The organism is Micromonospora sp. NPDC005171 (assembly GCF_040608575.1).
Taxonomy (GTDB): Bacteria; Actinomycetota; Actinomycetes; order Mycobacteriales; family Micromonosporaceae; genus Micromonospora.
This window is the reverse complement of record NZ_JBEXIM010000082.1, coordinates 1-2,251: the sequence shown is the minus strand read 5'-3', so window position 1 is coordinate 2,251 and position 2,251 is coordinate 1. Positions and strand designations below refer to the sequence as shown.

The following is a 2,251-nucleotide window of genomic DNA, read 5'->3' as shown; positions in this document are numbered from 1 at the left end:
GTGGATGGGCAGACGGCGTCGACGAACGCGCAGTCGTCGTGGGTGGGCGATGGGTGGTCCACGCCGCGGTCGTATGTGGAGCAGACGTTCGCCTCGTGTATGGATGAGCCGGGTGGTAGCGCGTCGCCGGTGAAGACGCCGGACCGCTGCTACGACGGCCCGTTGTTGACGTTGTCGTTGAATGGTTCGTCGACGGCGTTGGTGTGGGATGCAGCGAAGCAGGTGTGGAAGCCGGAGTCGGACAACGGTGAGGTCGTCACCCACGTCGAGAACGCGAACAACGGCACGGGGACGTACAACACCGATTACTGGCGGGTGACGTTGCGCGACGGCACCAGTTACGAGTTCGGTCGTAACCGGTTGCCGGGTTGGGCGTCGGGTAAGGCGGAGACGAAGTCGGTGGACCACAGCCCGGTGTATTCGCCGCACTCGGGGGATCCGTGTTACGACTCGGCGGGTTTCTCGTCGTCGGTGTGCACGATGGCGTACCGGTGGAACCTGGACTACGTCACCGACACCAACGGTAACGCGATGGCGTACTACTACAACCAGGCCACGAACTTCTACGGCCGTAACAAGGGCGCCTCGGATGTGTCCTACATCCGCGACAGCAACTTGGCGCGCATCGACTACGGGTTCACCGACGGTGGCGCGTACGGCACGGTGGCGAATCAGGTGGTGTTCAACACCGGTGACCGGTGCCTGTCGGGGACGTGTCAGCCGTTGAATTCGACGAACAAGGCGAACTGGCCGGACGTGCCGTTCGACCTGATCTGCGCCTCGGGGGCCGACTGTGACGACTGGAGCCCGTCGTTCTTCTCCACCGTCCGGCTGACCTCGATCGAGGCGAAGCAGTACAACACGGCGACCTCGACCTACGAGAAGGTCGACTCGTACGCCCTGTCGCAGAGCATGCCGGCCACCGGTGACGGCACGTCACCGACGTTGTGGCTGAGCGGGATCACCCGTACTGGTCATGACACCAGCGCGGGTGGGTCGACGGCGGCGATCACGTTGCCGTCGGTGTCGTTCACCGGCGTGAAGCTACCCAACCGGGTCGACACCGCCGGTGGGTTGCCGTCGTTCTACCGGCAGCGCGTCGCGACGATCACCACCGAGACCGGATCGGTGATCAGCCCCAGCTACGAGTTGCCGGTGCCGTGCACGGCGCCGGTGAGCACAGACCCGGCGGCGAACACGAAGTCCTGCTACCCGGTCTACTGGACCCCGGACGGGTACACCGACCCGTTCAAGGACTGGTTCCACAAGTACGCCGTCACCCGGGTCACCTCCACCGACCCGACCGGCGGTGCCGCGGCTTTGTCGACCAGCTACAAGTACCTGGGCGGCGCGGCGTGGCACTACGACGAGAACGAGGTCGTCAAGACCAAGTACCGCAGCTACGGCCAGTTCCGCGGCTACGCCAAGGTGCAGACCTTCACCGGCGACGGCGTCAACGACCGCCGCACCCAAGCCGAAACCGCCTACTACCGCGGCATGTCGAAGAACAACAACAGCACCGTGGTGAACCTGACCGACTCCGCCGGCGGCACCCACGAAGACGTCGACGAACTCGCCGGCAAGGAGTTGGAAACCACCCAGTACCTCGGCGAAGGTGGCCGGGTCGACTCCTCCACCATCACCTCCTACTGGGTGTCCGGGGCGACCGCGACGCGTTCCCGCACCGGGTTGTCGGCGTTGACGGCGCAGCGAGTCGAACCTGCAAAGACGTACGCGCGGCAGGCGGTCACCGCGAGTGGTTCCGTGACGTGGCGGTACACCGCCACGGACAACAGCTACGACGCGACCATCACCAGCGCCACGTTCGGTTTGCTGAAGAACACCTACACCTACACGGTGCCGGTCGACGCGGCGTACAACCAGTGCACCACCTACACCTACGCCCCGACCAACACCGCCAAGAACCTCGCCGGGCTGGTCAGCCAGACCGAAACCGTCTCGGTGGCGTGTGGCGGGTTCACCCAGGGCAGCCCCGCCTCCGAGCCGGGCAGCGTCAACACGTTGACCGCCCCGGGCAGCGTCAACCGGCCCGCGCAGGTGGTGAAGGCCGAACGGACCTTCTACGACGTGGCCGACTTCGCCACGACGTTCCCGCAGGCGGCCGCACCGTCCAAGGGCAACGCCACGATGACCCAGACCGCCAAGGACTACACCAGCGGCGCCTACGTCTGGCAGACCACCGCACGGTCGACCTACGACAGCTACGGCCGGGTCACCGACTCGTACGACG

Annotated in this window: 1 pseudogene; it reads left to right on the top strand. The window is 65.7% G+C overall.

The features are described 5' to 3' along the window. Positions 1 to 129 precede the first annotated feature (129 nt). Positions 130 to 2,251 (top strand): annotated as a pseudogene (locus ABZU74_RS33975) (sugar-binding protein); the annotation flags it as partial.